Origin of the sequence: Schaalia sp. 19OD2882, assembly GCF_018986735.1 — a bacterium.
In the GTDB taxonomy this organism is placed as follows: domain Bacteria; phylum Actinomycetota; class Actinomycetes; order Actinomycetales; family Actinomycetaceae; genus Pauljensenia.
The window spans coordinates 2,205,079-2,230,451 of the sequence record NZ_CP065521.1; the positions used below are offsets into that span (position 1 = coordinate 2,205,079).

At 69.4% G+C, this 25,373-nt stretch carries 21 protein-coding genes; 13 read left to right on the plus strand and 8 right to left on the minus strand.

Annotated features, from left to right (window positions below; all coding sequences use genetic code 11):
- Positions 1-138 precede the first annotated feature (138 nt).
- The 4 genes from I6B53_RS09610 to dnaK form a co-directional block, all read right to left on the minus strand.
- Complete coding sequence (locus I6B53_RS09610) at positions 139-750, minus strand: helix-turn-helix transcriptional regulator (RefSeq protein WP_216764011.1); 612 nt, start codon at positions 748-750, stop codon at positions 139-141.
- A 1-nt stretch (position 751) separates the two neighbouring features.
- Positions 752-1,879, minus strand: a complete 1,128-nt coding sequence (locus I6B53_RS09615) for a DnaJ C-terminal domain-containing protein (RefSeq protein WP_216764012.1) — start codon at positions 1,877-1,879, stop codon at positions 752-754.
- Between the two features lie 74 nt (positions 1,880-1,953).
- Entirely contained in the window at positions 1,954-2,553 is a 600-nt protein-coding gene (locus I6B53_RS09620) for a nucleotide exchange factor GrpE (protein WP_253954026.1), read from the minus strand.
- A 35-nt stretch (positions 2,554-2,588) separates the two neighbouring features.
- Positions 2,589-4,433 (minus strand): molecular chaperone DnaK, encoded by a 1,845-nt coding sequence (dnaK, locus tag I6B53_RS09625; RefSeq protein ID WP_216764013.1) that lies wholly within the window; start codon positions 4,431-4,433, stop codon positions 2,589-2,591.
- 281 nt (positions 4,434-4,714) lie between these two features.
- Here dnaK and I6B53_RS09630 point away from each other — a divergent pair, with 281 nt between their 5' ends.
- The 3 genes from I6B53_RS09630 (at position 4,715) to I6B53_RS09640 (ending at position 7,359) form a co-directional block, all read left to right on the plus strand.
- Complete coding sequence (locus I6B53_RS09630; RefSeq protein WP_216764014.1) at positions 4,715-5,389, plus strand: TMEM175 family protein; 675 nt, start codon at positions 4,715-4,717, stop codon at positions 5,387-5,389.
- A 62-nt stretch (positions 5,390-5,451) separates the two neighbouring features.
- Positions 5,452-6,663: a methyltransferase domain-containing protein gene (locus I6B53_RS09635; RefSeq protein ID WP_216765451.1), complete on the plus strand. Its 1,212-nt coding sequence runs from the start codon at positions 5,452-5,454 to the stop codon at positions 6,661-6,663.
- 165 nt (positions 6,664-6,828) lie between these two features.
- On the plus strand, positions 6,829-7,359 hold the full coding sequence (locus I6B53_RS09640; RefSeq protein ID WP_216764015.1) for a GtrA family protein: 531 nt from the start codon (positions 6,829-6,831) through the stop codon (positions 7,357-7,359).
- A gap of 21 nt (positions 7,360-7,380) precedes the next feature.
- On the opposite strand, the gene I6B53_RS09645 is transcribed toward I6B53_RS09640, so the two are convergent.
- On the minus strand, positions 7,381-8,913 hold the full coding sequence (locus I6B53_RS09645; protein ID WP_216764016.1) for a hypothetical protein: 1,533 nt from the start codon (positions 8,911-8,913) through the stop codon (positions 7,381-7,383).
- A gap of 156 nt (positions 8,914-9,069) precedes the next feature.
- On the opposite strand from I6B53_RS09645, the gene I6B53_RS09650 reads away from it, so the two are divergent.
- From I6B53_RS09650 to I6B53_RS09660, 3 genes are all read left to right on the plus strand, one after another.
- On the plus strand, positions 9,070-10,107 hold the full coding sequence (locus I6B53_RS09650; protein ID WP_216764017.1) for a phosphodiester glycosidase family protein: 1,038 nt from the start codon (positions 9,070-9,072) through the stop codon (positions 10,105-10,107).
- Positions 10,104-11,252, plus strand: coding sequence for a bifunctional glycosyltransferase family 2/GtrA family protein (locus I6B53_RS09655; RefSeq protein ID WP_216764018.1), 1,149 nt, complete (start codon positions 10,104-10,106; stop codon positions 11,250-11,252). Before I6B53_RS09650 ends, I6B53_RS09655 begins: the two co-directional genes overlap by 4 nt.
- Before the next feature lie 110 nt (positions 11,253-11,362).
- Positions 11,363-11,812, plus strand: coding sequence for a GNAT family N-acetyltransferase (locus I6B53_RS09660; protein ID WP_216764019.1), 450 nt, complete (start codon positions 11,363-11,365; stop codon positions 11,810-11,812).
- A 24-nt stretch (positions 11,813-11,836) separates the two neighbouring features.
- Here I6B53_RS09660 and I6B53_RS09665 read toward each other — a convergent pair whose 3' ends face one another.
- Positions 11,837-12,685 (minus strand): aldo/keto reductase, encoded by an 849-nt coding sequence (locus I6B53_RS09665; protein ID WP_253953860.1) that lies wholly within the window; start codon positions 12,683-12,685, stop codon positions 11,837-11,839.
- Between the two features lie 314 nt (positions 12,686-12,999).
- Between I6B53_RS09665 and I6B53_RS09670 the strand changes: the two genes are divergently transcribed.
- Entirely contained in the window at positions 13,000-14,304 is a 1,305-nt protein-coding gene (locus tag I6B53_RS09670; protein ID WP_216764020.1) for a M18 family aminopeptidase, read from the plus strand.
- Between the two features lie 199 nt (positions 14,305-14,503).
- Here the strand turns inward: I6B53_RS09670 and I6B53_RS09675 are convergent, their stop codons facing one another.
- Both I6B53_RS09675 and I6B53_RS09680 read right to left on the minus strand, forming a co-directional pair.
- Positions 14,504-15,079, minus strand: coding sequence for an NUDIX domain-containing protein (locus tag I6B53_RS09675; protein WP_216764021.1), 576 nt, complete (start codon positions 15,077-15,079; stop codon positions 14,504-14,506).
- A 63-nt stretch (positions 15,080-15,142) separates the two neighbouring features.
- Entirely contained in the window at positions 15,143-16,711 is a 1,569-nt protein-coding gene (locus I6B53_RS09680) for an aspartate:alanine exchanger family transporter (protein ID WP_216764022.1), read from the minus strand.
- Positions 16,712-16,839: 128 nt separating this feature from the next.
- Here I6B53_RS09680 and I6B53_RS09685 point away from each other — a divergent pair, with 128 nt between their 5' ends.
- The 6 genes from I6B53_RS09685 (at position 16,840) to I6B53_RS11130 (ending at position 25,363) form a co-directional block, all read left to right on the plus strand.
- Positions 16,840-17,316: a hypothetical protein gene (locus tag I6B53_RS09685; RefSeq protein ID WP_216764023.1), complete on the plus strand. Its 477-nt coding sequence runs from the start codon at positions 16,840-16,842 to the stop codon at positions 17,314-17,316.
- A complete protein-coding gene (locus tag I6B53_RS09690; protein WP_216764024.1) occupies positions 17,313-18,107 on the plus strand; it encodes a hypothetical protein in 795 nt (264 codons plus the stop codon). The genes I6B53_RS09685 and I6B53_RS09690 overlap by 4 nt, the downstream gene beginning before the upstream one ends.
- Positions 18,108-18,188: 81 nt before the next feature.
- The gene (locus I6B53_RS09695; RefSeq protein WP_216764025.1) at positions 18,189-19,268 is read left to right on the plus strand and encodes a hypothetical protein; all 1,080 of its coding nucleotides are present in this window, start codon (positions 18,189-18,191) and stop codon (positions 19,266-19,268) included.
- 310 nt (positions 19,269-19,578) lie between these two features.
- A complete protein-coding gene (locus I6B53_RS09700; RefSeq protein ID WP_216764026.1) occupies positions 19,579-22,386 on the plus strand; it encodes an MMPL family transporter in 2,808 nt (935 codons plus the stop codon).
- Positions 22,383-24,950 (plus strand): hypothetical protein, encoded by a 2,568-nt coding sequence (locus I6B53_RS11125; RefSeq protein ID WP_253953861.1) that lies wholly within the window; start codon positions 22,383-22,385, stop codon positions 24,948-24,950. The genes I6B53_RS09700 and I6B53_RS11125 overlap by 4 nt, the downstream gene beginning before the upstream one ends.
- Complete coding sequence (locus I6B53_RS11130; RefSeq protein WP_301554134.1) at positions 24,947-25,363, plus strand: RNA-binding S4 domain-containing protein; 417 nt, start codon at positions 24,947-24,949, stop codon at positions 25,361-25,363. The genes I6B53_RS11125 and I6B53_RS11130 overlap by 4 nt, the downstream gene beginning before the upstream one ends.
- Positions 25,364-25,373 lie beyond the last annotated feature (10 nt).

Sequence of the window (25,373 nt, forward strand, 5' to 3'; positions counted from 1 at the left end):
CCGACTTGGTCGGCACCCGGTGGAGCATTCAATCCCGCGAACGAGTCGGGACTTACTGAGAATCAGTCAAGAGCCAGAGTATCCCCACACCCGCTCCGCGCGCAACCGGCCCAGAAGCTCAGTTCTTGCACACTGGCGTCAGCGGGCTGTGGCGACGCCCTCGACGATGCGGATCTCGGCGTTCACGGTTGTGCTCGCGCCGCCGCTGGCGCCGGGGATCTGCGGGCCCGCTTCGATGACGGCCCTGACCCGGCGCACTCCGGGCACCGCCACCTGGTGGGGGCGCCACAGGGTCAGGGCAGCCGCCCGGTCGCGCGCCTCCTCGGCTCTCGAAGCCGCAATGGAGTCGGCTCCGGGCCACGGGCGCTCGCCGCGACGCATGGCCCGCACCTCGCCGTCGGGCGAGGCCGCGAAGACCCGATCGCGGCGGGCCTCGACCTCGTCCAACTGGGCGCGCAGCAGGTCGCGTTCGGCCACCAGGCGCTCCACGCGACGCTCCAGTTCGCGAATGCGCTGGATGCCGGCCAGGTTGATGCCCTCTTCCTGGCTCAAGCGCTGGATCTCGCGCAGCACCTGGACATCGCGCTGGGTGTAGCGTCGGCCTCGTCCTGCGGTCCTGGCGGGCACCACCAGACCCAGCCGGTCGTACTGACGCAGGGTCTGGGGGTGCAAACCCGCCAATTCGGCCGCCACGGAGATGACGAAGGTCAGGGCTCCGCCCTCACCGCCCGAAGAGCGCCGCCCGACCATGTCAGGCCCGCGCCTTCGTCAGCAGGTCCGCACGCGGATCCACGGGTCCCAAAGCCGCCTGCAATTCGGCGACCGCCACCCGCTGGGCGGCGTCCAAGGAGGCCGGGACCATGACCTGGACGCGCACGCGCATGTCCCCCGTGTGGGAGCCGCGTGTGACACCGGCGCCCATGACCAGCAGTTCCGCGCCGGAGGAGGTCCCCGCAGGCACCTCGACAGTGGTGGTCCCACCTGCGAAGAGCGGCACCTCGACCTCGGCACCCAAGGCGGCCTCGGAGAAGGTCACCGGCAGGTCCAGGACCAGGTCGTCGCCCTCGCGCCGCCAGACCTCGTCGGGCCGCACATCGACGGTGATGACCAGGTCACCGGCTTCACCACCATTGGCGCCCGGGCGGCCCTTGCCGCGCAGGCGGATCTTCTGGCCGTCCTTGACTCCGGCCGGAACGCGCGCCGTCACCGACTTGCCGTCGACGGTCATGCGCACGGTGGCACCCTGCACCGCCTTGCGGAAGGACAGGGAGGTGCGGGCATTGCGGTCGGCACCGCGGGTCGGTTCGGCAGGCTCGCGCCTGCTGTGGGGTGAGCCGCCGCCGAAGGGGGAACCGGCTCCGAATGGGGAACCCGTGCCGAAGGATGAAGTTCCCTGGCCGGAGAATCCCGTGTGCTGGCCCGCCGCGCCACCACCGAAGCCGGAGGCGCGCCCGCCGAACATCTGGAGAATGTCCTCAAACCCTGCGGCGTCAGCGGCAGAGCCTCCACTGGTGAAGCGCACGCGCGGCCCGCCCGCCCCGGCGCCACCCGCAGCGCCTGCGCCGCCGAACATGGCCCCGAAGAGGTCCTCGAAACCAGCGCCTCCGGGCCCACCGGGGCCGCCGGAGAATCGGGCGCCACCGCCGGCCATCCGACGCAGCGCGTCGTACTGCTTGCGTTGGGCGTCGTCGGAGAGGACCGCGTAGGCCTCACCGATCTCCTTGAACTTCGCCTCCGCCTTGGCGTCTCCCGGATTCTGGTCCGGGTGCCACTTCCTGGCGAGCTTCCGGTACGCCTTCTTGATGGCGGCCGCGTCAGCGTCCTTGGCAACCCCGAGGGCCGCGTAGAAATCCTTGGTCAACCAGTCCTGTCCACCCATCCGGGGTCACCTCCTTCTGTTCCGGTGGGGCCGAATTGCCCCATGGGGCGTCGTGTGGGTCATCGTCTCCCAGGTCATTCGGGATTGTCCACGAGGACCTTGACCGCCCGCAGGACGCGCTCGCCGCGGCGGTAGCCGGGCTGCAGCACCTGTGCGATGACCGGATGGTCGACCTCGCTGCTGGTGCGGGCCATGAGGGCCTCGTGCATGGTGGGGTCGAAGTCGTCGCCCTCGGCCCCGAATCGTTCCAGGCCGAAGCGCCCCGACAGGGTCTCCTCCAACTTGGTGGCGATGGCGGCGAAGGGCCCGTCGGTCAGGTCGCCGGCCTGGCGGGCGGCGTGCACGTCGTCAAGGACGCCCATGAGCGCGTCCAGGACTTCGCTCTGGCCGTTCTCGCGGTGCTGTGGGGCAGCCTCCTTCGAGCGGCGCACGTACCCGGCGTACTCCTGGTCCAGGTTGTACAGGGAGGCGTTCGCCCTGGCCAGCTGCTCTTCGAGCTCCGCAATGCGGGCAAGCGCAGCGGACAGCTCCGAGTCCTCGACCTGCTCCTCGAAGGTGCTCATGTCGATGGGCGCCTCCGGGTCGGCCGGGGCGGCCGCGCCCGGCTCAGGGGCGACGGCCGACTCCGGGGCACCCTCGGGGTGGCCCTGCTCCTGCGACGAGGGCGGGGCCACCTCCTCGGCAGGGAGGTTGTCGCGGGGATCCTGGCTCACTTGGACTCGTCCTCGTCCACGACCTCGGCGTCAATGACCTCGTCCTCGGCGGAGGAGGCCTGCGACTCGCCCTTGGCGGCCTCGGCCTGCTCGGCGGCGTAGATCTCCTGGCCGATCTTCATGGCGGACGCGTTGAGCTTGTCCATGGCGGCGCGCACGGCGTCGGTGTCGTCTCCCTTGAGGGCTTCCTTGACGGCGTCCACGTCGGCCTGGACGGCGGTGCGGGTCTCCTCGGAAACCTTCTCCGCGTTCTCGCGCAGCAGCTTCTCCGTGGTGTACACGGTCTGCTCGGCCATGTTGCGCAGCTCGGCCTCCTCGCGACGCTTGGCGTCCTCGGCGGCGTGCTCCTCGGCCTCCTTGACCATGCGGTCGATCTCTTCCTTGGGCAGAGCGGAGCCACCGGTGATGGTCACGGACTGCTCCTTGCCGGTGCCGCGGTCCTTGGCCGAGACGTGGACGATGCCGTTCGCGTCGATGTCGAAGGTGACCTCGATCTGCGGGACGCCGCGGGGGGCCGGGGCGATGCCGGAGAGCTCGAAGGTGCCCAGCAGCTTGTTGTCCCGGGCAAAGCCGCGCTCACCCTGGTAGACCTGGATCAGCACGGAGGGCTGCCCGTCCTGCGCGGTGGAGAAGACCTCGGAGGCCTTGGTGGGGATGGCCGTGTTGCGCTCGATGAGCTTGGTCATGAACCCGCCCTCGGTCTCGATGCCCAGGCTCAGCGGAGTCACGTCGATGAGCAGCACGTCCTTGCGGTCGCCCTGGAGGACACCGGCCTGCAGGGCTGCACCCACGGCGACGACCTCGTCGGGGTTGACGCCCTTGTTGGGCTCGCGTCCGCCGGTCAATTCCTTGACGACTTCGGTGACGGCGGGCATACGGGTCGATCCGCCGACCAGGACCACGTGGTCGATGTCGCCGACCTTGATCCCGGCCTCGGAGATCACGTCGTGGAAGGGCTTGCGGGTGCGGTCCAGCAGGTCCGCGGTCATCTCCTCGAACTTGGCGCGGGTCAGGGTCTCGTCCAGGTGGATGGGCCCGTCAGCGGTCATCGACAGGTACTGAAGGGAGATGTTCGTGCTGGTGGCGCTGGACAGCTCCTTCTTGGCCTGCTCGGCGGCCTCCTTGAGGCGCTGCAGGGCCACGGCGTCCTTGGACAGGTCGGCGCCGGTCTTGGTCTTGACCTGCTGGATCAGCCAGTCGACGATGCGCTGGTCCCAGTCGTCGCCGCCGAGGCGGTTGTCACCGGCGGTGGCACGCACCTGGATGGTGGAGAAGCCGTCCTCGTCCTTGCCGATCTCCAGCAGGGACACGTCGAAGGTGCCGCCGCCCAGGTCGAAGACCAGGATGAGCTCGTCCTCCTTGCCCTTCTCCAGGCCGTATGCCAGGGCCGCGGCGGTGGGTTCGTTGATGATGCGCAGGACGTTCAGGCCCGCGATCTGTCCGGCGTCCTTGGTGGCCTGACGCTGGGCGTCGTTGAAGTAGGCGGGGACGGTGATGACGGCGTCGGTGACGGTGTCACCAAGGTACTGCTCCGCGTCGCGCTTGAGCTTGGCCAGGATTCGAGCCGAGATCTCCTGGGCGGTGTAGGACTTGTCGTCGATGCTCTTGGTCCAGTCGGTGCCCATGTGGCGCTTGACCGAGGCGATGGTGCGATCGACGTTGGTCACCGCCTGGCGTTTGGCGATCTCGCCGACCAGGACCTCACCCGTCTTGGAGAAGGCGACCACCGAGGGGGTGGTGCGCAGGCCCTCGGCGTTGGCGATGATGGTGGGTTCGCCGCCTTCGAGGACGGCGATGGCGGAGTTGGTGGTGCCCAGGTCGATGCCGACTGCACGTGCCATGTGTGTGTTTCCTTTCCTGTGCCCGGAGTGGTTTCCGCGTGGCGGTGCCGGGCTGATCTGCAAGTTGTCGTGTGGACTCCAGAAGCTTCTTGAGTCCGTTGGGCTCAACTCTAGGCGAGGACGAAGAGGTGTGCAAGGCGAAGCAATGAAACTTGAGTCACTCCCACTCAACTCCCCCTCCCTGCCGCCTTCCCCCCTCCCTCCCCGCGAGATTCGTCCGTCAATCGGTGAGATTCGTCCGTCACCTCACGAGATTCGTCCCCGCGCCTACCATCGTGACCATGACCAACCGACGCGCCGCCTGGAGCGGAGTCACCCCGGAACGAACCGTCGCCTTCACGGACGCGGTCCTGGCCATCGCCATGACCCTGCTGGTGTTGGACCTCAAGGCCCCCGAGGTCGCCAACCCCGCCGACTACGGCTCGGTACTGCTCGACCTGCTTCCCCGCCTCTACCAATTCGCACTGAGCTTCTTCCTGCTGTGCCTGCTGTGGATCAAGCACCACTCGCGCTTCGCACGCATCACACGCATCGACAGCCGCCTCCTGTGGCTCAACGCCCTCATGCTCTTCTTCGCGGCGCTCATGCCGATGCCCACCTCGATGCTCATCGGACCCGCCTTCGGTTCCCCGTGGCCGCCGGCCATCTACGCCACGGTCACCGTGTGCATGTGGTTGTCCCTGGCCCTCATGTGGCGCCACGCATGGAAAGCGGGCCTGGTCAGGGAAGACGTCACCGTCGAGGAGTACCGCGAACTGCTCGTCGGCCCGCTGCCCACCATCGCGGTCTTCGCCCTGAGCATCCCGATCGCCTTCTTGCCCAAGCTCGGCGGATTCATCCCCTACTATTTCTGGCTCCTGTGCCCGGTGGTGGACGCGCTGGTCAAGCGCATTCGGGCGCGCTCGCGCCCCTCCGACACCACCTCCACCTCAGCCGACACCGAAGCCCTCGACTGAACCGGGCCCGGCCAAGGCCCATGCGCCCCATCAACGCAAGGAAGGACCGAGACATGGCAGGGATCCACTGCGAACACTGGCAGGCAGGCCGGTGCCACTCCTGCTCATGGCTGCCCCACCCCTATCCGCGCCAGGTCGACGACAAGCAACACTCCGCCCGCACCGCCCTCGTCGACGCGGCAGTCGCCGGCGCCGAAGCCCTGGACTGGCTGCCACCGGTCACCTCCACCACCACAGGCTTTCGGACGAAGGTCAAGTTGGTCATTGGCGGCACGCCTCGCCGCCCCACCTTCGGCACACTGGACGAGCACCGCCACGGCGTCGACCTGCCCGGCTGCCCCATCCAACACCCCGCCGTCAATGCGGCGGTACCCGGCCTCAAACGCTTCGTACGCCGGCTTCGCCTGAGGCCCTACGACGTGCCCACCAGGCAAGGCGAGTTGAAGTACGTCCATGTGAGTGTGGGCCAAGGCGACGCCCTGATGCTCCGCTTCGTCCTGCGCACGCGCGAGCACGTGGGGGCGATCCGCTCCGCCCTGCCCGACCTGCGCGCACTTGTCCCCGGGGCCCTGGTGGTCACCGCCAACATCCATCCCCGCCACGAGGCGACCGTCGAAGGCCCCGACGAAATCGTCCTGACCCGCGAGCGCACCCTGCCCACGCACGTCGGCGGCGTACGCCTGCACCTTGGCCCGCGCGCCTTCGCACAGACGAACTCCACAGTCGCAGGGCACCTGTACAGGCAGGTGGCGGAGTGGGCGTGCGGCAGCAGGGTGCCCGGGTCCGGGACGGGGTACGAGGGCGCGGCCGCACCTGCCGACGAGGGCGGGGCCCGCACCCTGTGGGACCTGTACTGCGGAGTCGGAGGCTTCGCCCTGCATGCGGCTGCCGCCGGCATCGCCCACGTGAGTGGGGTCGAGATCTCCTCCGACGCCATCGCCTCGGCCCGCATGAGCGCCCGTGAAATGGGACTGGGGCGCCAGCGCAGCGATTTCCAGGTCGGAGACGCGACCAAGTGGGCGCTGGAGCGCAGCGCCGCCGAAGTGCCCGACGTGGTCGTGGTCAACCCTCCCCGGCGTGGGATCGGAACGGAGCTTGCCGCTTGGTTGGACCGTTGCGATGCGGGCCGGGTCATCTACTCCTCGTGCAATCCTGCCTCCTTGGCCAAGGACTTGGCATCCATGGGGAACCTGCGGCCAGTCCAGGCGCGCCTCTTCGACATGTTCCCCCACACCGCGCACTCCGAGGTCGCGGTGCTGCTCGAACGGCGCTGACCGGGCTGCACCCGCCCGGCCCCCGGCCCCGCCCTCGTCCACCAAAGATTCGGCCAAGCAGTCGGTCAAGCGCCCGTGGACCAGTCGGTGTTCCCGTCCCGCCACCACAGGTTGCCCACAGGCACGCCACACGCAGCCCATGGGGGGTGCCGCGAACCTTGAGGCATGGAGACGACGACATCCTTGACCACCACCGCACTGGCCACTGCCGCCCGCTTCGGACGCCAGCTGCGCTACGTGGCCTCGTCACTGTCGTCCACTGCCGTCGACCAGGTCGTGCTTCTGGTCCTCAACTCGCTGGTGGGCGGGCTGCTGCTGCCCGTCGTCCTGGCCCGCGTGACCTCATGCACGGTCAACTACACGCTGAACCGTCGCGTCTTCGCCACCAAGGGTGACGTGCTGGGCACGGCAGTGCGCTACGCGGTCGTGCAGGGAGCCGTCATGTGCTTGGCGTACATGTCGATCAACGCCTTGGTCAGCGCCGGCACGGCCCTGTGGGCCGCGTCGATCCTGGCCAACGCCTCCCTGTTCGTCGTCAACTACCTGGGCCAGACCTACTTCGTCTTCTCCCGCCGGGGCGTGGCAGGAATGCTCCGCGACGCCCGGAGCGCCCTGCTTCGAGTGGCGGAAGGCGGCATCGCCCTCGTCACCCGATTCGACCAAGCCACCGCCCGTCCAGCCCTCCAGGTCGCCTGAGGCAAGCCCCCGGAGGGGATGTCACTTCTTCGCGGCGGCCTTTGCCTTCGGAGCGTGAACCACCACCGAGCCCGTCGTCGCCACACGGTACTCGACGAGGATCCCACGGAAAAGAGTCACCCTGGCGTCAATCTTGGCCACACGGGCCCCATTGGCGTCGTAGATCCCTGACTTCTCGAAGAGGTAGGAGCCTGTGCCGATCAGGAACACGGAGCCGTCCGCGCTGACGGCCTCCTCATGGGACTGCGCCGATGTCGACTTGATCCTCCCGCTGCCGACGAACAGGTAGGCGTCCTGCTGGGCGCCTCCCGAATACGTGGTCTCCAGGAGAGCCAGGACCGGGGCGCCGGTGCTGTCCACCGCTCTGACCGAGCCGGAATCCAACCAGCGCCGACCGGGGTGGAAGGCGTCTTGATGTCTGGTCGGGAAGGCATCCACGACATCGACCTTCCGCGATCCGACCTCGACACCGCTGGTGTCGAAGACGGTGATCATTGCCGACGGCTCGCCTGTGAAGACCATGTACCCGTCACTGGTGAAACGCCAGAACTTCTCCTGCCCGGAAAGAGCCCTCTTGTGGACTTCTTTGCCGCTGGCTGCGTCGATGGTGACCACTTCTGCGGGCTCCCCCACGGTGCATCCGATCCACGCGCCCGGTTTCACGCACTCAAGATGGGCGCCGGCCAATGGCGTCTGCCACAGGAGCTTGTCCTGGATGAAGGCCAGAAGGCGCCGCACATCTGCATGGCGGTCCACAGCGTAGAACGTCCCCGCCTCAGCGGCGAAGATGCTTGACACCGTGATCGACTCGCGCAGCTCGGCCGGCACGGGCACCTCGTCCAGGGCGCCACTGGTCGGGTCGAAGGTCACCAGGTGCGGATCCTTGTAGGAAGAGACCGTACAGGTCACCGCCCCCTTGTCATCTTGGATGCAGGAATGGGAATCCAGGTCCTCGACACTCTGGTCCCACAGGACAACGCCCGTGTGCACATCGCGCCCGCGCAGGGTCACCGCTGCCCCCGTCGGGGCACGCTCGGCCACAACCAGGACCTCCTGGTCCAGGGACACGGCGACGATGTCGCCGGGCGCTGTCCACCGTGTGGTGCCTTCCCGGTATCCGGGGTGCAGCCAAGCATTGGCCGGCGCGGCGGGCTTCAACGTCTCGCCCAGTTCCAGCGGCTTGTAGTCACCAAGATTCACGTCGGAGGTCGGGGTGCCCTCGCCGGTGACAGCGGAGGTGGTCATGAAGATGGCGCCGACAATCACCAGGACGACGACGAGGACCAGGACGATCGCCCCGACCACCAAGCCGATGATGAGGCCCAGCCCACCAGAGCTCCGGGGGGCGGGAGCTGGGACCGGCGTCTGCGGACACCCTCCCACGTACCCCGGGTGGCCGGGTTGACCCGGGTACGAGGACGGGGCGAACTGCCCCTCCGCCACATGACCATCCAGACCTCCTGGAGCCTGCACCGGATTCTCGGGCAGCGGCACGGGCGGGACGAAGCCCTCCACCTGATCCGCCCCTTCTTCCCCCGACAGGTGCTGGGTCATGCGGCTTTCCTCCACTCGGGACGGCAATGCGGCCACGACATGCTTCGAGGCCGCAACCATCATGACACGCCCCGTCGAAGCCCATCCACCGGCGTCCACAGCTGGACCACAGCCGCGCCACACGCCCGCCACCAGCGCGGGCGACAGCCTTTGCCCATGGAAATCACGACCGGCACCCCCACAGCCAGCGCCCGCCGCAAGCGGCGCCTCACCGTCCTGCTCACCACCGGCACACTGGCAGCCCTTGCCGTCGGCGGCGGCAGCGCCTGGGCCCTGGACCGTTTCGTCGTCGACCATGTCGAGATCTCCGACGTGTCCTCCTACGAAGCCCAGCACAAGACCACGCAGACCTCTTCCACCACAGGGGCCGCCCAGTCCGCGAACTCCGCCCAGAGCGCGACCCCGACCTCGTCCCCCGAAGAAGTGGCGGCCAGCGCCACCACCACCGACACGACCTACACCTCGGACAACACCTCGATCACCGTGAAGACCGTGACCATGGGCTCAGGGTCGGACACCGTCACCTACCATGTGGCCGACGTCCGCCTGACCAACGGCACCGACCTGAAGAGCGCCTTCGCGAACAATGCCTTCGGCCAGAACATCACGGCCCTGGTCTCCGAGACGGCCACGGCCAACGGCGCGGTCCTGGCGATCAACGGCGACTACTACGGGTTCCGCGACACCGGCATCGTCATCCGCAACGGTGTCGTCTACAGGGACAAGGGCACCCGACAGGGGCTTGCCATCCACGAGGACGGCACCATGAGGGTCTACGACGAGACCTCCACCGACGCCCAGACCCTGGTCGACCAAGGCGTGTGGCAGACCCTGTCCTTCGGGCCCGCACTGGTCGAGGGGGGCGCAATGGTCGAAGGCATCGACTCCGTGGAGATCGACACGAACTTCGGCAACCACTCCATCCAGGGCAACCAGCCGCGCACGGCCATCGGGATCGTCGACGCCAACCACTTCGTGTTCGTCGTGGTCGACGGTCGCGCGAAGGGCCACTCGCGGGGCGTGACCATGACGGAGTTGGCCAAGATCATGGTCGACCTGGGTGCCACCACCGCCTACAACCTCGACGGCGGCGGCTCCTCCGAACTCTGGTTCAACGGGCAGGTCGTCAACCGCCCCTCCAACGGAGGTGAAAGGGAGACCTCTGACATCCTCTACGTGGCGGCAGGTGCATGATGCTGGTGCTGATACCCGCCTACAAGCCCGACATGACCTTGGCCGATCTGCTGGCCAACCTGCGCTCCGCCGCGCCCCGGGTTCGCTGCCTGGTCGTCGACGACGGGTCCGGCGCCGCTTCCCAGCACGTGTTCGACGCCGTGCGCTCGGGCGGCACCGAGGTCCTCACCCTGCCCGTCAATCGCGGCAAGGGAGCGGCCCTGCGCGCCGGCCTTGCCCATGCGTCAGCCATCGACCCCGGCCAGGTGGTCGTCACTGCGGATGCCGACGGGCAGCACACCGTCGCCGACATCCTGCGCGTGGGCCGACACGCGCAGGCCACCGGCCACATCACCCTGGGTGTGCGCTCTTTCGGCGCCGACACTCCGCTGCGTTCGCGCGTGGGGAACCTGGCGACGGCGAAACTCTTCGGCCTGGCCACCGGGTGGGCGTTGGCCGACACGCAGACCGGCCTGCGGGCCTTCCCGGCCTCGCAGATCCCGTGGCTGCTGGAGGTCCCGGGGCAGCGCTACGACTACGAACTGCGCGTCCTGCTGGCCGCCGCCGAACAAGGGTTGACCTGCGAACAGGTGCCGATCGCCACCGTGTACGAGGCCGGCAACCCCACCTCGCACTTCCACCCCGTGCGTGACTCGCTTCGGATCTGGGCGCCGCTGGTGAAGTTCTCGGCCGCCTCCGGGGTGAGTTTCCTGGTCGACTATGTGGTGGCCCTGGCTTTGGCGACCGCGTGGGGCGGAGTGTTCTGGCCGGTGGTCGTGGCCCGTCTGGTCTCGGGAAGCGTGAACTTCGCCCTCAACAGGCGGGTCTTCCGCGCGGCGCCGAGCACGGTCGGCCGCACTGCCGTGCGCTACGCGGCCCTGGCGGTGGCGGTGCTGGTGGCCTCGTGGCTGGGCACTGACGTCCTGGTCACCGCGGGCGTGCCCTTCTGGGCGGCAAAGCCGGTGGTGGATCTGGGGACGGCATTGGTGTCCTTCACGGCGCAACGTCGTTTCGTGTTCCGTGAAAAGGCATGTGCGCCCAGGGCGGCACCCCCGTCCGCGGCCTCGCCGACCCCCACTGCCGGGCCTTCACCCACTTCCTTGCCCGCGCACACCCATGGGACGATTCCTCCCGGGCGCCGGGCCCATGCCCCGGCCGCCCACTAGACTCTGGCAGCGGATGGGTCGCGTCGCCCTCGTCCACACCACTTCGGCCGGACATTGCCGGCCGCCACCGACCCGACCGGGCCGCCCGGTCACTTCCGAAGGAGCTCTGCATGGCCGTCGAGTTGCTCACCGAATCCACCCCCGAGTTCCTCGAGGCCATGGAGCGCCTCCTCCCCCAACTCTCGCGCAGCGCCAAGCCGCTGGACGCCGAGGCCAGCGCCCGTTTCGTCGCCCAGCCGGGCGTGCACGTGTTCATCTACCGTCCCGACAGCGGGCACGAGGGTGCCGCACCGATCCTCGGCATGCTGTCCTTGGCCACCTTCGAGATTCCCACCGGTGTGCGCGCCTGGGTCGAAGACGTCGTCGTCGACAGTGAGGCTCGCGGCCAGGGCGCCGGCCGGAAACTGGTCGAAGCTGCGCTGGCTCACGCCAAGACGGTCGGTGCGCGCACCGTGGACCTGACTTCGCGTCCCTCGCGTGAGGCGGCCAATCGCCTGTACCGCCGCTGCGGCTTCGAACAGCGCGAGACGAACGTCTACCGGGTGGCACTGGAGGGCTGATCCCGGCTCGGCGCTCCGGCGCGCTCAGTACTCCTCGTGCGTGCGAGGGTCGAAGTCCCCCATCGACCCGTCCGGTCGAGTGAGCGCATTGATGCGGGCCATGACCTGCTCGTCCAACTCGAAGTCGAAGAGCGCCATGTTGTCGCGCTGACGCTGCGGGTCGGCGGACTTGGGCAAGGGCACGGCACCCAATTGCACGTGCCAACGCAGGATCAGACGGGCGGGACTGACCCCGACCTGGTCCGCTAGGGAACGAATCGTCGGGTCGTCGACCAGGGCAAGTTTGCGTCCCAGTGGGCTCCACGACTGGGTGACGACACCCAGCTGCTCGTGGATGGCGCGCGCCTCGGCCTGCGACCAGAAGGGGTGCAGCTGGATCTGGTTGACGCTGGGCAATTCGCCGACCTCTGCGCGCAGGCGCTCAAGGTGTTCGGGCAGGAAGTTCGAGACGCCGACCGAGCGGACCAGCCCCGCCTCACGCAGTTCCAGCAGGGCCGCGAAGGCTTCGACGTACAGGCCTTGAGAGGGGTTGGGCCAGTGGATGACGACGACGTCCCAATGGTCCAGGCCCGCCCGGTAGAGCGACTCGTGGATGCAGGTCAGGGCCGCTTCGCGCCGGTGATGGCGCCCGGGCAGCTTCGTCTGGAGCACCAGGTGGTCGCGGTTGACGCCGGCCTCGCGCACGGCGCGTCCCAGGGCTCCCTCGTTCTCGTAGTTGACTGCCGAGTCAAGCAGGCGGTAGCCGCTGCGGATGCCTGCGACCATGGCGGCCACACCGTTGGGACCGGTCAGAGTGTACGTGCCCAGGCCGACCCGGGGCATTTCGAGGCCGTCGTTCAGGGTGAGGGTGGGTACGGGTGCCAGTGTGTCCATGACTCCATCCTTGCCGCAGGCGGCCTCCCCGTCCATGCCTTCACGAGCGTCTCCACCCATTGGACAGGCTCAGGACCACCGGCACCGGACCAAGGCGCCCCGCGCCCGCAGGGCATCCGCGCTCCCCCACCGCCCCGCGCCCACTGCCCGCCGGTCCCGCGCCTTCGGCGCACCGTCAACACACAGTGGGCCGGGCCGCCACACCACCACGGTCGAGTATTCGCAGGTCCAGGACTTTCGACCTCCCTGCGGGCGCTGCGCTCGGCGCGCACTGTGTGCTGAAACGGTCGAGTGCACGGGCATACGATGGGCGAATGAGCACCCCGACCTCGTCAATCGACCACACCACCGACTACCTGCGCTTCCTCGGGGACTGCCCCAGCCCCTTCCACGCCGCACACAATGTCGCCCAACGCCTGGAGGACCTGGGCTTTCGACGGCAGGTCGAGACGGACCCGTGGGAGGCCACCCCCGGCGGGCACGTCCTCGTCCGCGAGGGCGCCGTGGTCGCCTGGGTCATTCCCCACGAGGTGGGTGAGGGCGCGGGCTTCCGCGTGGTCGGCGCGCACACCGACTCCCCCACCTTCACCCTCAAGCCCATGCCCAGCACCCGCACCGCCGACGGGTGGGGGCAGTTGGAGGTCGAGGTCTACGGCGGGATGTTGTGGAACTCGTGGCTGGACCGAGAGCTGGCCCTGGCCGGGCGCCTGGTGACCACCGACGGGCAGGTCCACCTGGTGCGCACGGGAGCGCTGGCTCGCATCCCTCAACTGGCGATCCACCTGGACCGCGGAGTCAATGGCGACGGCCTGAAACTCGACCCGCAAAAGCACCTGCACCCGGTGTTCACCGTCGGCACCGACGCCGACGTCCTGCAGATCCTCGCGCGTGACGCGGGCCTGGCCGGGCCGGAGCAGATCGCCTCATTCGACGTCGTCACGATCCCCGCCCAGGGAGCCGCCGTCTTCGGGGCGGAGCAGGAGTTCGTGGCCTCGGGCCGCCAGGACAACCTGTCGTCAGTGCACGCGGGGGTTCGCGCCTTGGAGCTGGCCGGCGCCGACTGGCAGGACGGTGCCCCTGCGGGTGGAGACGTGTGGGTCTTTGCCTGCTTCGACCATGAAGAGGTCGGGTCGGACACGCGCACGGGTGCGGCCGGCCCGTTGTTGCAGGACGTCTTGACGAGGACGGCTGCGGCGCTGGGGCGTGACCTCGATGGGACGGCCCGGATGGTCGCCGCGTCCTCGTGCGTGAGTGCCGATGCCGCTCACTCGGTGCACCCGAATTACGTCGAACGGCACGATCCTGCGCACCACCCGGTCATGGGCGGTGGACCGGTGCTCAAGGTGAATGCGAACCAGCGTTATGCGACCGACGCGGTGGGTGTGGCGCTGTGGAAGAGGGTGTGCGCTGCCGCCGGCGTCCCGGTTCAGGCCTTCGTGTCGAACAATGCGATGCCGTGCGGGTCGACGATCGGGCCGATCACGGCGACGCGGCTGGGCATGACCACTGTGGATGTGGGGGTGCCTTTGCTGTCGATGCACTCGGCGCGCGAGATGAGCCATGTGCGTGACTTGGTGCAGTTGTCGGCGGCTCTGGGCGCCTACTGGCAGGGGGCCTGAGCCCAGGAGCCCTCTCGCGGAGCACGGTCGGCGGCCGTCACCCTCGACCGCGGGGCCGATGCCCACGGCGGGGCGCTCCACATGCTTGGGGTCGAGATTCGTCCGAAATGCCGTGAAGGACGAATCTCACGGATTGATGGACGAATCTCACCGGCGGTGGGAGTCGTCCGTCCGGGGCTCGCCCAGCGGCAGCCCCTCCTCAGAAGCGGAAGGCGGCCTCGGGGCGACCTGAGAGAGCCCTTTGCAGGCAGCCGAGGAAGCGCTCGTTCATCGGCGGCACCTGGTCGGCGCGCACGAACAGGGTCTGCGTGTTCTCACCGTCCGCAGGCCACGGCTCACCCTGGACCCACTGGAGCAGGAAGCACGAGTCGACGAAGTCCGACCGGTCCCCATTCGGGTAGACCACCGGCCCGACCACGTCCTGGCTGAGCAGCCGCACGGCCCGGGCGCGCACACCCGCCTCCTCCAGGGTCTCGCGTTCAGCCGCGACGAAGGGCGGCTCGCCGGGGTCGACGATCCCCGTGACCGGCGTCCACGCGCCATTGTCCGTGCGCCGCACGACCAGGACCTCCACCCGGGTGGGGTCGATCGGCCCGTCGGGCAGGGTCCACGAGGGCGTGGCGTCGTCCTCGTCAGTGGAGGCCAGGGCCTCGCCCTCCAGGCGGATTCCTCGCGCACCTGCAGGGCGAAGGACGATGGCGGTGGCACCCGGCAGCCACAGGGGGGCATGGCCGATGTGTTCACGCAGGTCGAGGATGAACTGAGGAGTCGACATGTCCCCACCATAGCGAGCAGCGGGAAAAGCGCCCGCCGACTCCTTGCAGGCTCCCCGCCGGCCTCACAGGACCCAGATGAGCGGCACCATGAGGATCTTGAGGATCATTGCGAAGGCGAAGAGTGTCGCGTAGGCCGCTTCGATCCTCTCGTCGACGACGCGGGCCGAGGCCGCCTGCAGAAGCGCCGGCTGGCCGAGAAGGCCTGCGACACTGCCCGCAGTCCTGGCGGCGGACAGGCCCAGCAGCCTTCCCGCCAAGGCCAGGGCAAGGCAGCAGACGGTCACCACCAGCGCGCTGAGGACCACGGACTTCCAGCCGTCGAGCCCGGTCAGCAGTGAGGCGAAGGCCGGGCCGGCCCCCAGGCCCAGGGCCGCCAGGAAGAGCATGAGTCCGATCTGGCGGATGGTGAGGTTGGCGGCCAGCGGCAGCGTCCACACCAGCGGGCCCGTGCGCCGAAGCGCCCCCAGCAGCATGCCGACGATGAGGGGCCCGGCGGCCGGCCCCAGGGTGAACACGGCGCCTCCGGGCACGGGCAGGGGCACGGAGCCGAGCAGCAGCCCCAGGACCATGCCGATGCCGAAGGCCATGGCGTCGACCTCGCTGACACGCCTCTCGGAGTCGCCGATCCACGACTGGGCGGCGTCGAGCTCCTGGGTGGGCACGACCAATCCCACGTGGTCGCCCAGTTGCAGGGCAAGGTCGTCGCGGGCAAGCAGGTCCAAGTCGCCGCGGCGCACGCGGGTGATCGCCGCGCCGAAGCGCTGGGCCATGCCCAGTTCGCCGACTGTTCGTCCGGCGATCTCCGGATTCGAGACGACGACCCTTTCGAAGGCCACGTCACTGCGGTCGTCGGCCAAGTGGTCGCTGACGGGTTCACCGACGTGCTTGAAGGCTTCGTTGAGGGAGTCGGGGTCGCCGACCATGAGCACCAGGTCCCCGCGGCGCAGTTCTTCCCCGGGAACGAGGACTCGGGTACGGCCGTCGCGACGCAGGTAGGACATGCGGATCCTCTGTTCGCGCCACGCCGCCAGGTTCCGCGGGGACATGGTGTGGCGCACGCGCACGGTCAGGGCGTCCAGGCCCTTGCTGGCCAGCGAGGGCGCGTCATTGCGGCCCAGCCAGGTGCGGGTGACGACCACGGAGACGATGAGGATGGAGATGATGACGCCGATCGGGTACCCGAAGGCGTAGCCGACGGCTGCGGCGGGGTCACCGGTGATGCGGGTGGCGGCGTCGAGGGCGGCGGCCGCGGTGAGCGCCCCGGTGAACAATCCGACACCCAGCGCCCGGTCCACCCCCAGCAGGTGGACACCCGCCACGGTGACGAGTGCGCCCAGGATGCACACGCCGACGCATGCGAGGAGCAACTTTCGCTGCGTCCGCAGGTCGGACAGGAAGGTGGCGCCTGCCGCGACGCCCACCGTGTAGACGAACAGCGCCAGGCCGATCTGTTGGACGATGGACATTCCTTCGTCCAAGCCGGACACGCTGGCCGACAGCACCAGGCCCACGAACAGGGCGCCGGCGGCGCCCAGACGCATGGGTCCGAGCCTGGCGGCGCCGATGGCGGCTCCGAGGGCAACGACGAGGAAGAGTGTGAGCAGCGGGTTGGCAGCGAGGAGCCCGGACATGTGCCAAGCCTATCGGCGTGTCCTGTCCGTTTTGACGGGCCTGTGACGATCTCGTCAAGACGCCACGGCGGCTCACATGGCACCATGGGACCACGTCGACACAATGCACGGAATCGAAGGAGCTCCTCATGAGTGGACCGGACCAGGGATGGGGCAATGGACCCGAACCCTCCGGCACCCCCGGCCCGTCGGACGAGGCATCGGCCTTCGTCGATGACGGCGTCGAGCCCCAGGACCGGGGCGTTGCGGGGTCCTGGCAGGATGGCGTGGCGGGCTCGTCCCAGGACGCCGCCCCCGGGGACTCGGCCGACGCCGCGCAGGTCGGAGCGCCGGTGGGATTCCCGGTGGAGGCACTCGATCCGAGGTCGGGGCGAATCGCCCCCAAGGCGATCCTCCTGTGCGCACTGGTGTGGGTGGCCGCCGTCATCCTCTCCTTGGCTGCCGTCGGTGCGGCGATCGCGAATCTGGGCGCTCAGGTGGCACTGGTCGACACGCAGGAGGAGCTCTCCTGGACCGAATCCAAGGTGAGCGAAGCCGAGGAAGACCTCAAGAGCGCCGAGGCGGAACACGACCTTGCCCAGAAGGAAATGGAGAGTGTCAAGTGAGCACCGTGCCTCCGGCCCAGACACCCGGTCAGTTCCAGCCCAGCGGGAGCCCCTACCGCCCCACTCCGCTCGCCCTGCGCATCGCCACGGTGGTGGGCGCGCTCCTGGCGGTCATGGCACTGGCACTGGCCGCATGGCAGGGGATCTCCGCAGCGTCAACCTTCTCCCAGGTCTCCCAGGCGGAGCAGAAGATCTTGGCGAACAAGGACGCTGCCCAGTCCATGGCCGACCGCGCCGAGTCGATCCGCGCCGATGTCAAGGCCCTGAAGGATCAGTTGAACCAGAACAAGGAGACCAAGGAGCAGCAGACGCATTCGACGTCGGCCAAACAGTGGTGCGCGAAGATGACGAAGGAACACCACTCGGAGTTCGACACTTTGCGTGAGGAGGTCATTGCGTGGAACCCGGCCCAAATGGCCGCCGCCAGGCAGGCCTGTGGCGACAAGGTCGACCTGGCCCTGTCCATCGACGCCTGGTACAAGGAGGCGAACAGCTCCGCCGCGATCGTGTCCACCAAGTGCGAGCAGAAGGGCCAGGACGTCACGGTCAAGGTCACGGTCGCCTACAACGCCCCGGCAGAGACTTTCGGCAAGATCGACATGTCGAAGGGTGACTTCTGGCTGACCCTGCGCACCTCCCAGGGGGGCACGGAGACGGGTACCGCCACTGCGGAGCTCAAGGGAGTCGACGCCGGGTCCTCGGCTGTGGCAGAGGCCGTGATCCCGGCAACGGCGGGGAACTCGGACCAGTGCGGCATCAAGTCCATGTCCTTCTGGCCCTCGAACCACTGACCGGCCAAACACCGACCTGCCCACCACCGGACGGAGGACCACGACCCGGATGAGCGCTGCCTGGACCACCGAGGAGCACCTGTGACGCTGCCCGGCGCCCTGGGGGCCATCGAACCCTCACCCGAGGTCCGTGCCACCCTTGCGGAGCGAGCCGCGCACCTGGCCGCCGACCCTTCCGGCGTGCTGGTGCCCGTGTCGACGCAGTCCCTGCCCACGTGGTGCATGGACGGGCGACCGTGTTCCTCCTCGGGCCTGGCAGGTCGCAGCGCGCCGAGCCCGTACCCGGCGGGCAGGGCTCCGGCCCACCCGGGCCCCGTGGACCGGATCGACCACGGCGGCCCGCACGTTCGCGCTCCGGGCGCCACCGTCCTCGTGTGGGTGGCGGACCTGCTGGTCACCAGGGCCTTTTCCCCTCTGGGGCCGGGCGTTGCGCCACCCGGCCCGCCCAAGCCGATGGAGGCGTCGGCTCCGGCTTCACGTCAGGCTTCCAACGGGCGGGCCGAGGGCGACGAGCTGCGCGACCTGTCCCCCACATGGCTCTCCCTGATGTGCGCCCACCTGCGCGAACACGGCCACCGGGTGAGCGGCCACACGGGGCCGACCTCGGCCCTGACGGACTGCGGATGCGCGGCCCTGGACAATCTGGCCACCGAACTGGGACTGGTTGCCCAGTCCCCGGAGCATCTGGCGCAGGTGGCCCGGTCCTGGGGGCTCGATGTCGGCGACTTGCCCGACAACCTGGCGCGCTCCTGCGCCCACCTGACGACGACCCTTCCGGGCGGCGCGGGCATCAGTGGAGTGCTGGCCGGCTACGCCCAGGGCCCGTTGCCGCACCTGGGGCCACACCACCGAGAGGTCGCCCTCGTCGTGAACACGAGGCCGGGAACCACCGTGGACGACGCCGCTGCGGTGCGCGCCCTGCTGGGGGACCTCCAGGGAGTCGAGGACGAGGGCGGCGCACCTGCCCAGGTCTTCGTCCTGGACGCATGGGCCTTCGATACCGTCGCGCAGGTCCTCGTCGAGGCCGCCCGCGAGCGCGGCGCTCCCCCGGGGGACGAGTCCGCCCTGGCCCGTCATCTGGTCTCCGTCATGGCCGTGTTCTCGGTGGCGGTGGGCATGACTCTGTGCGGGCCGGGAATGCCCGTCCTCGTCCTGCGCTGAGCACACTTGTGCTCAATGTTTCGGAACTTGGATTGAAAAGTTCCACGAGTGAACACTCACGGGCTCACAGGAGCCGTCCTCACATCCGCCAGTCGCATCCGCCACCGGCGGCGGCGGCCACTTTGAGCCCGTGTGAGGCGGTACTTCCCCGGTACGGGTGCTCCTGGCGCGAGACGCCCGGGGTGTGAGGGCACTCCGGCGCAAAGGGAGCACCGCAGACCCCGCTTCCCGGTACCACTGCACCCGTCAATGGATTAGATTCACATGTTGACTGCCCTGGAGGCCCATCTCACTTTTGAAAGGCGCGTTCTTGTCCGCTCTTCTCCACAGGGTCGGGACGTGGTGTGCCATCCACGCCCGACGCACCTTGGCCGCGTGGATCGTCGTCCTGGCGGTGCTGGGCTCCTGCGTGGCGATCGTGGGTCCCCGCTTGGACAACACCTTCCGGATCCGTGGGGCGGAGTCCCTCGAAGGCATGGCCATCCTGCAGGAGCGTCTGCCCGAGGCGGCCGGCACCAGTGAGCCGGTCCTGTTCACCGCCTCCGACGGACAGATTCGGGCCCATGGCCAGGCCGTGCGCGATTTCGTCACCCGCGCCCGCCAGATCCAGGGCATTGCCATGGTCACCGACCCCTTGTCGGAGCTGACCCCGAATGTGTCCACTGACGGCGCTCACGCCCTGGTCCAGGTCATGGGCGACCGCAGTGTCGGCTCCCTGGCCACGGGGACGACTCCGGCCGGCGCCCGCGTGGCCGAGGAGCTGCGTGACCTCATCGCCCAGGTCGAGGCCGACCACCCCGAGGTGGACCTGTCCTTGGGGGGCAACATCGGCCACTCGGTGTCGGTGGCGCTGTCCACCACCGAATTGGTCGGCGTGGGCGTGGCAGCCATCGTCCTGATGGCGACCTTCGGGTCCCTGCTGGCCGCAGGCGCACCACTGGTGGCGGCACTCATCGGCGTGGGCACGGGCATGCTCGGCATCCTGGTCACAGCAGCCGTGGTCGACATCAACTCGACCACGCCTGTGCTTGCGGTGATGATCGGCCTGGCGGTCGGCATCGACTACGCGCTGTTCATCATCTCCCGCGCCCGCGAGTACTTGGCGCGTGGGGTCGCACCCGTGGAGTCCGCGGCGCGGGCGGTGGCCACTGCGGGTTCTGCCGTCGTCTTCGCCGGTGGGACGGTCGTCGTGGCCCTGTGCGGCCTAGCGGTCACCGGCATCGACTTCCTGGCGACCATGGGCTTCAGCGCCGCCGCAGTGGTCGCCGTGGCCATCCTGGTCGCCCTGACCGCCGTGCCCGCCATGCTCGGCCTCATCGGAAGCTGGGCGCTGACCCGCCGCTCCCGCCTGGCCCTGCGGGCCGCACGCGCCCGCGTCCAGTCCGCCGCCGCCAAGGAGGCGCCGCTGCCTCCCTCCCCCCTGTTCGACCTGTCCCGCCGACGCACCACCGCCCACTGGTGGGTGGCCACCATCACCCGTTTCCCGGCGCTGACGACGGCGCTCGTGGCCGGGGTGCTTCTCGTCCTCACGCTGCCGGTGGTGGGCCTGTCCACCGGCCTGACCGACAACGGCTACGAGCCTGTCGGCTCGGACCTTCGCACCACCTACGACCGCATCTCCGCGGCCTTCGGACCGGGCGCGAACTCGCCGGTGATCGTCATCGCCGACATCGTCCAGTCCGACAAGCCCCTGGAGGCGGTGGCCGCTCTGCGCCACCGGGTCGAGGCCCTGGACGGGGTGGCCCGCGTCCAACTTGCGGTGCCCAACCCCGACGCGTCGCTGGCCTTCATCCAGGTCATTCCCGAGGGCGGCCAGACCGCCCCGTCCACCACGGCGCTGGTGGCGAAGATCCGGTCCTTGGCGGGCATCTGGGAGGAGGAGCTGGGCATCCGTGACGTCATGGTCACCGGCCAGACGGCGGTGGCGATCGACGTGTCCGACCGCCTGGCGGGGGCCCTGCTTCCCTTCGGCGCCATCGTCGTGGGACTGTCCGTCGTCCTGCTCACCATCGTCTTCCGCTCGGTGGCAGTGCCGGTCACGGCGACGATCGGCTACCTGTTCTCGCTGGGGGCCGGTCTTGGCGCCGTGGGTGCGGTCTTCGGCTGGGGGTGGTTCTCGGACCTGCTGCAGGTCACCCGCACGGGCGCCGTCATCTCCTTCATGCCTGTCATCGTCATGGGGGTCCTCTTCGGACTGGCCATGGACTACGAGGTCTTCCTCGTCTCGCGCATGCGCGAGGAGTGGATCCACACGGGGGACGCCCGCGCGGCCGTCGTGCGCGGTTTCACCGGTTCGGCCTCGGTGGTCACCTCCGCTGCCGTCATCATGACGGCCGTCTTCGCCTCCTTCGTCCCCCACGGTTCCGTGCAGGTCAAACCCATTGCCCTGGCTCTGACGGTGGGGATTGCGGTGGATGCGTTCCTCGTGCGCATGACCCTGGTTCCGGCGCTCATGGCGTGGATGGGTGGGGCCGCGTGGTGGATCCCCTCCTGGCTGGAGTGCCTGCTTCCTGTGGTGGACGTCGAGGGCGAGGGCCTTGCCCGCCGACTCGAGCACGCGGACTGGGTGGCTCGTCACGGGGTCAGCGACCTGCGTCTTGAGAACGTTCGTGTCGACGACGACGGTGCCCCTGTCCTGCGAAATCTTTCCTTGGTACTCCCACCCGGTACCCTTGGTGTCGTGCGCAGCGATGACCGACTCCAGCGGAGTGTCATCGGTGCCCTTGTGACCGCCCGCCTCATGCCCAGCGGAGGCACCATGGTGGTCGGAGACCACGTGCTGCCCGACGGAGTCTCCTCGATCCAGGCGCTGTCCGCACTCATCGACAGGTGGGACGACCCGCTGCCAGACAGTGCGCGGGTGGTCCTCGTCGACGATCCGGGTTCACGCCGGTGGGAACGCGTCGGCGAACTTCTTGACGAAGGCCGCACCGTCCTGGTCACGGGTCCGGTCACCATGCGCATCCCTTCACGCTTCTTCGCCCAGGAGGACCTCACCGTGGCCCCTGCCCCCACGCGCGGCCGAAACAGCCGCCAAGTCGACAAGACGGACGTTCCGGCGGACCTCATCGACTCCTTTGCCCACCTCGCCGGTTCGGCTTCGGAGGTCACCCGTTGAGACGTCACTGGATGCTCGTCGTGGCCGCGTTGCTGCTGCCCTCCCTGCTCAGCCTGACCATCGTGGTCGGAGCAGGTCGAGGCAATGACGCGCTGGCGTGCGTACCAGCCGCCATCGTCAACTCCGACACCATCGCCACATTGCCGGACGGGACGAAGTTGCCGGGCGGACGACAGATCATCGCGGCTCTGACGAAGAACGACGGGTCCAGCACCCGGGCGCACCCCGCCCACGACCACGTCTTGGACTGGAGTGTCGTCTCCGCCGACACCGCCGCAGCGGGACTGGTGGACGGCAGCTACGCCGCCGTGGTCACCATCCCCGATGGCTTCTCCCAGTCCTTGGTCGACGTCCTCCAGGGCACGGGCACCACCGCCCCCTCCCTGGACGTCCACACCTCGTCCACGGCCACCACCGCCACCGGCTTCATTGCCGCAGAACTCGCCTCCGCAGCGGCCGAGAGCTTCGGCACGACCCTGACCGTCAACTTCCTCAGCCAGTCCCTGTCGCGCACCGGGCAGATCGCCGACGGCTTCACGCGGGCGGCCGAGGGCGCGGACCGCTTGGCCTCAGGGCAGACGGCGGCAGCCGCCGGTGCCCGCACCTTCGCCCAGGGCCTCTCCGATGCGCGCAACGGTGCGGGAACCCTCGCCGACGGTGTCACCGCCTATGTCAACGGCGTCTCCCGGGTCTCCGACGGGGTCGGTCAACTGGCGGGTGGCGCCGCCGCGTTGGCGAGTGGCGCCGACCAGGCCGCCGGGGGCAGCAGCCGACTCTCCGAGGGCGCGGGCACCCTGTCGGGAGGGGCCGAGACCCTGGCGGAAGGCACCGCCGCCTTCGCTGGTGGCGTCCACCAGTACACGCAGGGCGTGGCGCAGCTGGCCGCAGGCCTGAACGAGGCCCAGCCGGGCCAGACCCGCAGCCTCGTGGACGGTGCGGTCGAGCTAGCCGAGGGCGTACGCAGCTACACCGGAGGTGTCGCCCAAGTGCACTCGGCCCTCACGGAGCCCGCCCCCGGCCAGGAGGTGTCCCTGCAGGAGGGGGCGCACCTCGTGGCCGGCGGCACCTCCCAGATCGCGGACCTGGTGGACTCCATCGACCCCAAGCGCCTGCACTCCCTGGTCGACAGGCTCTACGAGTCCCGCGCCCTGGTCGCAGCTTGGCTGGACCGGGTGGTCAATGAACTCGACCCGCTGGTGGACAGGTGCCTCGACGGGGACGACAACGCGTGCGAGGAGGCCGACGCCCTGGCCGCGGAGCTGCACGAGGCGGCCAGGAAGTACCTGCACAGTTACGAAGAGGACATCGCCCACCTGGAGAAGCTGGCCGAGATGGTCCCCAAGTTGGGGGACTCCGCGGACAAGGTCCGTGAGTTGGCCGCAGGAAGCGAGCAGGTCGCCAGCGGCATCGACCAGGTGGCGACCGGCATTGAAACGAACCTCATGGGCGCCAACGCCGAGGCGTTGAACGCCGGACCCTCGGGTTTGGCCCGGGGCTTGGGGCAGGTGGGCCAAGGCGCCAACGCCTTGGCCGCGAACGGGTCCCAGTTGGCTGCCGGCGCCGACGAGGTCGCGCAGGGCTCCGGCCAGTTGGCCGCGGGCGCCCACACGCTGGCCGGCGGCGTCGCCCTGGCCTCCCAAGGTTCGGGAGCCTTGGCCGAGGGCATCCAACAGCTCGCCTCGGGCACGGCCGCTGCCGCCGACGGTGCCCGGAGTGCCGCAGACGCCGGATCGGCCCTGTCCCGGGGTGCGCACGACTTCGTCGGCGGGGCCGGCCAATTGTCCGAGGGTGCCCAGCGTATCTCCGGCGGCCTTCAGGCCTTGGCCGACGGAAGCCAGTCCTTGGCTGCGGGCCTGCGTCAGGCGAGCGCCCAGGTGCCCGTCCACACCCCGGAGCAGGCCTCGGCCCTGGCCGACGCCATCGCCACCCCGGTGACGGTCAAGACCACCTCCCCCACCGCGCCCACCAGCTCCGAATGGGCTCCGGCGGCGATCGTCGTGGCCTTGTGGCTCTCCGCCCTGGTGTGGGTCCTGGCCTTCGGACAGCTGACCGCTGCCCGCATCGGGTCGGCCACGACCCCCGCTCAATTGGCTGTGCGGACCTTGGCGCCCCTCGTCGGCGTCGGTGCGCTCGCCGCGGCGATCATGGTGGCGGCGGTACGCGTGGCCGGCACGCCGATGGCGAATCTGTGGGCGGTGTTCGCCGTGTCCATCGTCCTGGCGGTGGCACTTGTGGCCCTGCACCAGGCTCTTGTGGCCGCCTTCGGCCAGCGCACGATGGCGCTGGTCTCCTGCGTCGCCCTCGTCGCCCAGGCGGTGAGCCTGTCCGTCCTCTTCCCCGGCGCCCCGCAGGACGGCGCCTTCGCCCTGGTCCGCGCATTCCTGCCCCTGCCCGTGGCCGAGGACGCCCTCACGTCGCTGATGGCCGGTGGGAGCCTGACCGGCGCCGCCGGCCTCGTGGCCACCGCATTGGCGTGGACCGTCGCCTGTGTGGCGGTGACCGTTGCCGCCATCAGCCGCCGCCGTCACACCAGCGTGGCGCAGCTGCGCGCCCAACTGTCGTGAACGATCAGGCTCCGACCCCGCCCTCGGCCTTGGCGGCCGGGGACAGCGTCCGCGTGGACACGTGGCTGTGGGCGGTGCGCCAGATGAAGTCCCGCTCGCGCGCCACCTCGGCCGCACGCGCCGGGCACGTGAAGGTCAACGGTGTCACCGCCAAAGCTGCCCAGGCGGTGCGCGTGGGGGACGAGGTCCGCCTGCGTGTCGACGGTTTCGACCGGATCCTTCGGGTGACGGGGCTGCTGGTCAAGCGGGTGGGCGCCCCTCAGGCGGCCCAGTGCGTCCAGGACCTCACACCTGAAAGGCCGCGCCTGGCAGGAGCGGTGCCTGTTCGTGATCCGGGTAGTGGGCGCCCCACGAAGAAGCAGCGGCGCCAGTTGGACCGCCTGCGCGGATGGGACTCATTGGCGTCCTCCTGATCCCGGCTGG

Excerpts from the sequence above, each read along its gene's own strand:
- I6B53_RS09665 (WP_253953860.1), bottom strand. The coding sequence starts at position 12,685 with ATGGACACACTGGCACCCGTACCCACCCTCACCCTGAACGACGGCCTC.
- I6B53_RS09650 (WP_216764017.1), top strand. The coding sequence starts at position 9,070 with ATGGAAATCACGACCGGCACCCCCACAGCCAGCGCCCGCCGCAAGCGG.
- I6B53_RS09670 (WP_216764020.1), top strand. The coding sequence starts at position 13,000 with ATGAGCACCCCGACCTCGTCAATCGACCACACCACCGACTACCTGCGC.
- I6B53_RS09645 (WP_216764016.1), bottom strand. The coding sequence starts at position 8,913 with ATGACCCAGCACCTGTCGGGGGAAGAAGGGGCGGATCAGGTGGAGGGC.
- I6B53_RS09660 (WP_216764019.1), top strand. The coding sequence starts at position 11,363 with ATGGCCGTCGAGTTGCTCACCGAATCCACCCCCGAGTTCCTCGAGGCC.
- I6B53_RS09610 (WP_216764011.1), bottom strand. The coding sequence starts at position 750 with ATGGTCGGGCGGCGCTCTTCGGGCGGTGAGGGCGGAGCCCTGACCTTC.
- I6B53_RS09675 (WP_216764021.1), bottom strand. The coding sequence starts at position 15,079 with ATGTCGACTCCTCAGTTCATCCTCGACCTGCGTGAACACATCGGCCAT.
- dnaK (WP_216764013.1), bottom strand. The coding sequence starts at position 4,433 with ATGGCACGTGCAGTCGGCATCGACCTGGGCACCACCAACTCCGCCATC.
- I6B53_RS09685 (WP_216764023.1), top strand. The coding sequence starts at position 16,840 with ATGAGTGGACCGGACCAGGGATGGGGCAATGGACCCGAACCCTCCGGC.
- I6B53_RS09655 (WP_216764018.1), top strand. The coding sequence starts at position 10,104 with ATGATGCTGGTGCTGATACCCGCCTACAAGCCCGACATGACCTTGGCC.
- I6B53_RS09640 (WP_216764015.1), top strand. The coding sequence starts at position 6,829 with ATGGAGACGACGACATCCTTGACCACCACCGCACTGGCCACTGCCGCC.
- I6B53_RS09630 (WP_216764014.1), top strand. The coding sequence starts at position 4,715 with ATGACCAACCGACGCGCCGCCTGGAGCGGAGTCACCCCGGAACGAACC.
- I6B53_RS09680 (WP_216764022.1), bottom strand. The coding sequence starts at position 16,711 with ATGTCCGGGCTCCTCGCTGCCAACCCGCTGCTCACACTCTTCCTCGTC.
- I6B53_RS09615 (WP_216764012.1), bottom strand. The coding sequence starts at position 1,879 with ATGGGTGGACAGGACTGGTTGACCAAGGATTTCTACGCGGCCCTCGGG.